The 8,111-nt window shown below is 67.7% G+C and carries 7 protein-coding genes; all 7 read left to right on the top strand.

The features are described from left to right. Positions 1-89: 89 nt before the first annotated feature. The 7 genes from ACCC97_RS25000 (at position 90) to ACCC97_RS24970 (ending at position 8,111) form a co-directional block, all read left to right on the top strand. The gene (locus tag ACCC97_RS25000) at positions 90-1,172 is read left to right on the top strand and encodes a tartrate dehydrogenase (RefSeq protein ID WP_157609097.1); all 1,083 of its coding nucleotides are present in this window, start codon (positions 90-92) and stop codon (positions 1,170-1,172) included. A gap of 330 nt (positions 1,173-1,502) precedes the next feature. After that, on the top strand, positions 1,503-2,453 hold the full coding sequence (locus ACCC97_RS24995; RefSeq protein ID WP_413315599.1) for an ABC transporter permease: 951 nt from the start codon (positions 1,503-1,505) through the stop codon (positions 2,451-2,453). Continuing rightward, the gene (locus tag ACCC97_RS24990; RefSeq protein ID WP_413315600.1) at positions 2,450-3,331 is read left to right on the top strand and encodes an ABC transporter permease; all 882 of its coding nucleotides are present in this window, start codon (positions 2,450-2,452) and stop codon (positions 3,329-3,331) included. Before ACCC97_RS24995 ends, ACCC97_RS24990 begins: the two co-directional genes overlap by 4 nt. A 5-nt stretch (positions 3,332-3,336) precedes the next feature. After that, entirely contained in the window at positions 3,337-4,332 is a 996-nt protein-coding gene (locus ACCC97_RS24985; RefSeq protein ID WP_413335640.1) for an ABC transporter ATP-binding protein, read from the top strand. After that, entirely contained in the window at positions 4,329-5,150 is an 822-nt protein-coding gene (locus ACCC97_RS24980; RefSeq protein ID WP_413335638.1) for an ATP-binding cassette domain-containing protein, read from the top strand. Before ACCC97_RS24985 ends, ACCC97_RS24980 begins: the two co-directional genes overlap by 4 nt. Before the next feature lie 50 nt (positions 5,151-5,200). Beyond that, a complete protein-coding gene (locus tag ACCC97_RS24975) occupies positions 5,201-6,694 on the top strand; it encodes an ABC transporter substrate-binding protein (RefSeq protein WP_413315603.1) in 1,494 nt (497 codons plus the stop codon). Between the two features lie 4 nt (positions 6,695-6,698). Beyond that, positions 6,699-8,111: an amidase gene (locus ACCC97_RS24970; RefSeq protein ID WP_413335636.1), complete on the top strand. Its 1,413-nt coding sequence runs from the start codon at positions 6,699-6,701 to the stop codon at positions 8,109-8,111.

Genomic DNA, 8,111 nt, shown 5'->3' with positions numbered 1-8,111 from the left:
CCCCCACCCCTCGCTCCTAGAATTTTTCAACAGCCCAGCGTCGCAGGCGCCGGCCCCCGAACGCAACGAACTTGGAACAGGTTGAGTCAATGCAGAAGAAGCACAGGATTGCCGTCATTCCCGGAGACGGCATCGGCGTCGAGGTCATGCCCGAAGGGTTGCGCGTGCTCGACGCGGTGGGTCGCCGCTTCGGCATCGACTTCTCCTACGACCATTTCGACTGGGGTTCCGACCACTACGTGCGCACCGGCCTGATGATGCCGGCCGACTGGGCCGACAAGATCCAGGGCCACGACGCCATCTACTTCGGCGCGGTGGGCGCCCCCGACAAGGTGCCCGATCACATCGCCGTGTGGGGCCTGCTCATCAAGATCCGCCGCGACTTCGACCAGTACGTCAACCTGCGCCCCGTGCGCCTGATGCCCGGCGTGCCCGGTCCGCTGGCGCACCGCAAGCCCGGCGACATCGACTTCCTGGTGGTGCGCGAGAACACCGAAGGCGAATACACCTCCGTGGGCGGCCGCCTGTTCGAAGGCACGCCGCGCGAAATGGCGATCCAGGAAGCCGTGTTCACCCGCACCGGCGTGGACCGCATCATCGACTACGCGTTCAAGCTCGCCAGCCGCCGCAAGCGCAAGAGCCTGACGGCCGCCACCAAGTCGAACGGCATCTCGATCACCATGCCCTACTGGGACGAACGCCTGGCCGAAATCGCCACGCGCTACCCCGACGTGGCGACGAACAAGTTCCACATCGACATCCTGTGTGCGCACTTCGTGCAGCACCCCGACTGGTTCGACGTGGTCGTGGCCTCCAACCTCTTCGGCGACATCCTGTCCGACCTGGGCCCGGCCTGCACCGGCACCATCGGCATCGCGCCCTCGGCCAACCTGAATCCGGAGCGCAAGTTCCCGTCGCTGTTCGAGCCCGTGCATGGCTCGGCGCCCGACATCGCGGGCAAGGGCATCGCCAATCCCATCGGCCAGATCTGGTCGGCCGCGCTGATGCTGGACCATCTCGGGGGCGACGACCCGGTCTACGCGCAGGCTTCCGCCGCCGTGCTCTCGGCCATCGAGACCGTGCTGAGTGAAGGCCCGCGCACCCGCGACATGGGCGGCACCGCGAACACCGTGGACGTGGGCCGCGCGATCGCCGAATGCATTTCTGCATGACGAATCTGGAAGCCAGGGGTCGGTACGGAGTGCGTCGTTCGGGGTGCGCTCACGCCGGCGGGGTGCCTTGCTCCGCGAATGTCCTCCGGCCTTCGGCCTCCCCCTTTATTTCGCTGCGCAAGGCACCCCGCCGGCGTGAGCGTTCAGCAGAGCGGTTGAACTGCCGGCACGAGCGCCGCGTCCATCGTGCACAGGGCATCGGGTGCTCCCCGCAGCGAAATAAAGGAGGAGGCCGCAGGCCGGGGGACATTCGCGCAGGGGAGTACCCGATGGCCTGTGCACGCACCCCGAACACACCGCAACACAACACCACGCAGCGGAGTCACTGACATGGGCCTCTTCCTGCTCAAGCGCACGCTGACGCTGATCGGCACGCTGATCGGCGCGTCCATCATCGTGTTCCTCGTTCTGGAAATTCTTCCAGGCAACGCCGCGCAGATGCTCATGGGTCCCGACGCCTCGCCCGAAGCCGTCGCCGCCCTGGCCACCAAGCTCGGCCTCGACCAGCCCGCGTGGACGCGCTACTGGCACTGGATCGGCGGCTTGCTGACCGGCCACCTCGGCGACAGCTACGCCTACAGCTCGCCCGTGCTCGACCTGATCCTCGAACGCCTCGCGCTCACCGTGCCGCTGGCCATGATGGCGATGGCCCTGACCGTCGTGATCGCGCTGCTGGTGGGCGTGACGGCCGCCGCGCGCCACAACAAGCTCGGCGACGTCGGCCTCATGGGCATGGCTCAGGTCGGCATCGCGATTCCGAACTTCTGGTTCGCCATCCTGCTGATCCTCGTGTTCTCGGTGCAGCTGCAGTGGTTCTCCGCCGGGGGCTTCGAGGGCTGGGGCGAAGGCATCTTCGCGGGCATCAAGTCGCTGCTGCTGCCTGCGCTGTCGCTGGCGGTGGTGCAGGCCGCGATCCTGGCGCGCATCACGCGCTCGGCGGTGCTGGAGGTGATGCGGGAAGACTTCGTTCGCACCGCGCGTGCCAAGGGTGTGTCGCAACGAGCCGTGCTGTGGACCCACGTGCTGCGCAACGCCATGATCCCGGTCATCACGGTCATGGGCATGCAGTTCTCCGAGCTGCTGGCCGGCACCATCGTGGTGGAGAACGTGTTCTATCTGCCGGGCCTGGGCCGCCTCATCTTCCAGGCCATCAGCAACCGCGACCTGATCGTGGTGCGCAACTGCGTGATGCTGCTGGCGGCCATGGTGGTGATCGTGAACTTCGTGGTCGACGTGCTGTATGCCGTGATCGATCCGCGCATCAAGGCCAGCGACATATGAGCTCCGTCATCACCGCTCCGAGCGCTGCGGCGCTCGTCAAGCTCCCCGGCTTCTGGCAGCGCGCGCTGAAGCACCGCAGCTTCGTCATCGGCGGCGTGCTGGCCGCGCTGCTACTCCTGGCCGCCCTCGTGTCCTTCGTGTGGACGCCGTGGTCGCCGTATGCGATGGACATGGCGAACAAGATGCAGGCGCCCTCCGCATCGCATTGGCTCGGAACCGACGCGTTCGGCCGCGACGTGGCCTCGCTGCTGCTGGTTGGTGCCCGCGCATCCATCCTCGTGGGTGTGATCGCAGTCGGCATCGGCCTCGTGGTCGGTACGGCGCTGGGCCTGCTGGCGGCCGCCAAGCGCGGCTGGGTCGAAGAAGCGGTGATGCGGCTGTCGGATTTCACGCTGGCCTTCCCCGCGATCCTCTCGGCCATCATGATGACCGCCGTGTTCGGCGCCGGCATCGTCAACGCGATCATTGCCATCGGCATCTACAACATCCCGACCTTCGCGCGCATCACGCGCGCCTCGGCCAACGCCATCTGGTCGCGCGAGTACGTGGCCGCCGCGCGCGCCTGCGGCAAGGGCAGCTTCGCGATCACGATGCAGCACGTGCTGCCGAACATCTCGGCCGTGCTGATCGTGCAGATCACGATCCGATTCGCCATCGCCATCCTGGCCGAGGCCGCCCTCTCCTACCTGGGCCTGGGCACGCAGCCGCCGCAACCTTCGTGGGGCCGCATGCTCAGCGAGGCGCAGACCCTCATGTTCCAGCAGCCGCTGCTGGCCGTCTTCCCCGGCATGGCGATCGCCTTCGCTGTGCTCGGGCTGAACCTTCTTGGCGACGGGTTGCGCGACTTGCTCGACCCGCGCCTGGCCAGAGCCCGGTAAGCGCCATGCCCCTCCTCGAAGTCAACAACCTCCAGATCGGCCTGCAAACCCAGCGCGGGCCGGCGCAGGCCGTGCGCGGTATCTCGTTCTCGCTGGAGCGCGGCGAAACGCTGGGCATCGTCGGCGAATCGGGCTGCGGCAAGTCGATCACGGTGATGTCGCTGATGGGCCTGCTGCCGTCGAGCGCCAAGGTCACGGGCAGCATCAAGCTCGACGGGCAGGAACTCGTCGGCCTGCCCGAGAAGCAGATGTGCCATATCCGCGGCAACCGCATCGGCATGATCTTCCAGGAGCCGATGACTGCGCTGAACCCGGTGCACACCATCGCGCGCCAGGTGGGCGAGCCTCTGCGGCTGCACCGCGGCCTGACCAAGGAACAGGCCCGCAAGGAGGCGTTGAGCCTGCTCGACCGCGTGGGCATCCCCGACGCGGCCTCGCGCCTCGATGCCTATCCGCACCAGTTCTCCGGCGGCCAGCGCCAGCGCATCGGCATCGCGATGGCGCTCGCCTGCGGGCCCGACCTGCTGATCGCCGACGAGCCCACCACTGCACTCGACGTGACGATCCAGAAGCAGGTGCTCGACCTGATCCAGGGCCTGGTCAAGGAAATGGGCATGGCGCTGATCCTGATCTCGCACGACCTCGGCGTGATTTCCAACAGCGTGAAGCGCATGCTCGTGATGTATGGCGGCAGCGCGGTCGAGAGCGGCCCGACGGACGTGGTCTTTGCCGGTCGCGCACATCCCTACACGCGCGGCCTGTTCGCGGCGCGCCCCGCCATCGGCGCGGTGCGCGCGGGCCGGCTGCCGACCATCCAGGGCAGTGTGCCCGAGCTGGTCGACATGCCCCGGGGCTGCGCCTTCTCGGGCCGCTGCGCCCACACCATCGACCTCTGCCAGAGCACGCGGCCACGCGCCACCATGCTGCCGAACGACCATGCCGTGAGCTGCCTGCGGCTGGGCGAAATCGCCGCGTCGAACACCAGGGCGGCCACCGCATGAGCCAGCCACCCAGCACCGCCGCCGGCCAGCCCCTGCTGGCCGTGAACAACCTCTATCGCCACTACGCGCTGCCGCGCGAGAAGCTCTTCGGCCCGCCACCGACCGTGAAGGCGCTCAATGGCGTGAGCTTCGAGGTGCGCGCCGGCAAGAGCGTCGGCATCGTCGGCGAATCGGGTTCGGGCAAGTCGACCATCGCGCGTCTCGTGATGGCGCTGGACACGCCGACTTCGGGCAGCGTGCGCCTCGAAGGCCGCGACCTGCACACGCTGTCGAAGGCCGAGCTGCGCACCGCGCGGCGCGATTTCCAGATGGTGTTCCAGGACCCCTACGGCTCGTTAGACCCACGCCAGACCGTCGCGCGCATCGTCGCCGAGCCCCTCGAGGCGCTGGCCGAAACGAGCCGCGCCGTGCAGCGCGAGCGTGCCAACGAGGCGCTCGCCGCAGTCGGCCTGCGCACCACCGACATGGACAAGTACCCGCACGAGTTCTCGGGCGGCCAGCGCCAGCGCATTGCGATCGCACGGGCGCTGATCACGCGCCCCAAGCTCATCGTGGCCGACGAGCCTGTCAGCGCGCTCGACGTGTCGGTGCAGGCCCAGGTGCTCAACCTCATGCAGGACCTGCAGCAGCAGTTCGGCATCAGCTACCTGCTCATCAGCCACGACCTCGCGGTGGTCAACCACCTGTGCGATGAAGTGTGCGTGGTCTTCAAGGGCCGCATCGTGGAGCGCGGCCGCCCGGCCGACCTGTTCCGGCACGCGCAGCACGAGTACACGCGCACCCTGCTTTCCGCCGTTCTGCACACGCCGTCCCGCTAGCCGGGCGGTCGTTCTTTCTTTCCATCACCCTCACCTCCAGGAACTACCGAATGTTGAAGCGACGCACACTCATGACTTCCGCCATGGCCGCGGCAATCCCGGGTGTCTTCCTGCCCCAGGCGCGTGCGCAGGCCGGCAAGAACACGCTGACGATCGGCATGCCGCTCGAACCGCCGGGCCTGGACCCGACGACCGGCGCCGCATCGGCCATCGCGGAGATCACGCAGTACAACATCTTCGAGACGCTCACCAAGGTGAACGCCGACGGCTCGGTCACGCCGATGCTGGCCGAGAGCTGGACCTCGTCACCCGACATGAAGACCTTCGTCTTCAAGCTGCGCAAGGGCGTGCGCTTCGAGAACGGCCAGCCCTTCAACGCATCGGTCGTGAAGTTCTCGTTCGACCGCGCGGGCGGCGCCAAGAGCACCAACAAGGACAAACGCTTCTTCAGCGAGATCGGCACCGTGGTGCTCGACGACTACATGGTCGGCGTGAACAGCACGCTGCCCAATCCCGACCTGCCCTTCATGCTCGGCCAGTCGACCGCCTGCATCGTGGAGCCCAAGAGCGCCGAGACCAACGCCACCGCGCCGGTGGGCACCGGCCCGTACAAGCTGAGCGCCTGGCAGCGCGGCGCCTCGTGCACACTGGTGAAGTCGCCAACGTACCGCGACCCTAACCTCGCGAAGACCGAGAAGTTCGTTTTCCGCTTCATGTCGGACACCGCCGCGCAGACCGCCGCGCTGATGGCCAACGACATCGACATCTTCCCGCGCGCGGGCACGCGCTCGGTGAGCCAGTTCAAGGGCAACCCGCGCTTCCAGGTGATCGAGGTCGGCACGCGCGGCAAGGTGATCCTCACCATCAACAACCGCAAGAAGCCGCTGGACGACGTGCGCGTGCGCCGCGCCATCCTGGCGGCCATCGACCGCAACGCGATCGTTCAGGGCGCGGCAGATGGCTTCGGCAAGCCCATCGGCAGCCACTACGCGCTGGGCGCGCCGGGCTTCATCGACACCACCGCGTTGAACCCCTACGACGTAGAGAAGGCGAAGAAACTGCTGGCCGAGGCCGGCGTGAAGACACCGCTCGAACTGCGCCTGCAGCTGCCACCGCCTTCGTATGCGCGGCAAGGCGGCGAGGTGATCGCGGCGCAGCTGGCGCAGATCGGCATCCACGTGAAGATCCAGAACGTCGAATGGGCCCAGTGGCTCAGCGGCACCTTCGGCGGCGCGCACGACTTCGACCTGACGATGGTCGCGCACGTGGAGCCCTTCGACCTCGTGAAGTACACCGAGCCCGACTACTACTGGGGCTACGACTCGAAGAAGTTCCGCGACCTGTTCGCCACCATCCAGAACGAAGAGAACAAGAAGCGCCGCGCCGAGCTGCTGGCCGAGGCGCAGCGCGAGCTGGCCACCGACGCGGTCAATGGCTTCCTGTACCAGGCGGTGTTCCCGACCATCGCGCGCAAGGAAGTGAAGGGCCTGTGGCCGAGCATGCCGATCGTGGTGAACGACCTGGCCGCGATCTCGTGGGGCTGATGCGATGACGACCAAGCCCTTGTATTCCCTGAGCGTGCAGGAGCTGCACGCGGCTTACGCCGCCAAGGAACTCTCGCCGGTCGAAGTGGCACGCTCGGTCAACGAGCGCATCGCCGCCTATGAGCCCGAGCTGCATGCCACATGGCTGTTCCGCCCCGAACTGGCGCTCGAACAGGCGCGCGCCTCCGAAGCGCGCTGGCTGGCCGGCCAGCCGCGCGGCACGCTGGACGGCGTGCCCGTGACCATCAAGGACAACCTCGCGACCGCAGGCGACCCGATGCCGCTGGGCACCGCAGCCTACGACCTCGTGCCGATGCTGCAAGACTCGCCACCCGCCGCGCGCCTGAAGGAAGACGGCACGGTACTGGTCGCCAAGACCACCATGCCCGACCTGGGCATGCTGTCGTCGGGCCTGTCGAGCTTTCATGAGCTCTCGCGCAACCCGTGGGACCTGTCGCGCACGCCCGGCGGTTCCAGCGCGGGTGCGGGCGCGGCGGCCGCTGCGGGTTACGGCCCGCTGCACGTGGGCACCGACATCGGCGGCTCGCTGCGCCTGCCTGCGAGCTGGTGCGGCATCTACACGCTCAAGCCCAGCTTCGGCCGCATTCCACTGAGCACGCCCTACATGGGCCGCTGCGCCGGGCCGATGACGCGCACGGTGGCCGACTCGGCGCTGATGATGGCGTCGATCGCGCAGCCCGACGATCGCGACTACTCGGAGCTGCCCGCGCCCGCGATCGACTGGGCGGCCTTCGAGGTCGACCCGTCGTTCCTCAAGGGCAAGCGCGTGGCGCTGCACATGGACGCGGGTTGCGGCCTGCCGCTCGATCCGCAGATTGCCGAGGCCGTGCGCCGCGCCGCGAAGCGCATCGAGGCGGCCGGCGCGCATGTGGAGGAAATCGGTGCCTTCATGACACCGAAGATGCTGCAGGGCATGGACCACTTCTGGCGCATGCGCTCGTGCATCGACATGCAGGCGATGACCGCGGAAAAGCGCGCGAAGATCCTGCCGTACATCCGCGAGTGGGCCGAGAGCGCGGCCGGTTTCTCGGGCGCGCACATCTTCGACGCCTACAGCCAGTTCGTCGCCACGCGCGCGGCCACCGTCGCCGCTACCAAGGCCTACGACTTCGTGATCTCGCCCGTGTCGCCCAACATGCCCGCGCCCGCGGAACACGCCTCGCCGACCAACGACCCGATGCTGCCGTTGGAGCACATCGGCTTCACGGTGCCCTACAACATGTCGGAGCAGCCCGCTGCCTCGATCAACTGCGGCTATTCGGGCGAGGGCCTGCAAGGCATGCCGATTGGCCTGCAGATCGCCGGGCGCCGCTTCGACGACCTGGGCGTGCTGCAATTCAGCCGCGCCTTCGAACAAATCCGCGAAGCCCAACACCCCTGGCCCGAACCGAAGTGA

Source organism: Variovorax sp. Varisp85, assembly GCF_047304045.1.
Taxonomy (GTDB): Bacteria; Pseudomonadota; Gammaproteobacteria; order Burkholderiales; family Burkholderiaceae_C; genus Variovorax.
Note: the sequence above shows the minus strand (reverse complement) of the source record. Positions and strands in the feature narration are given on the sequence as shown.

Coding starts and splice junctions, on each gene's coding strand:
- ACCC97_RS25000 (WP_157609097.1), top strand. CDS start 90: ATGCAGAAGAAGCACAGGATTGCCGTCATTCCCGGAGACGGCATCGGC.
- ACCC97_RS24995 (WP_413315599.1), top strand. CDS start 1,503: ATGGGCCTCTTCCTGCTCAAGCGCACGCTGACGCTGATCGGCACGCTG.
- ACCC97_RS24990 (WP_413315600.1), top strand. CDS start 2,450: ATGAGCTCCGTCATCACCGCTCCGAGCGCTGCGGCGCTCGTCAAGCTC.
- ACCC97_RS24985 (WP_413335640.1), top strand. CDS start 3,337: ATGCCCCTCCTCGAAGTCAACAACCTCCAGATCGGCCTGCAAACCCAG.
- ACCC97_RS24980 (WP_413335638.1), top strand. CDS start 4,329: ATGAGCCAGCCACCCAGCACCGCCGCCGGCCAGCCCCTGCTGGCCGTG.
- ACCC97_RS24975 (WP_413315603.1), top strand. CDS start 5,201: ATGTTGAAGCGACGCACACTCATGACTTCCGCCATGGCCGCGGCAATC.
- ACCC97_RS24970 (WP_413335636.1), top strand. CDS start 6,699: ATGACGACCAAGCCCTTGTATTCCCTGAGCGTGCAGGAGCTGCACGCG.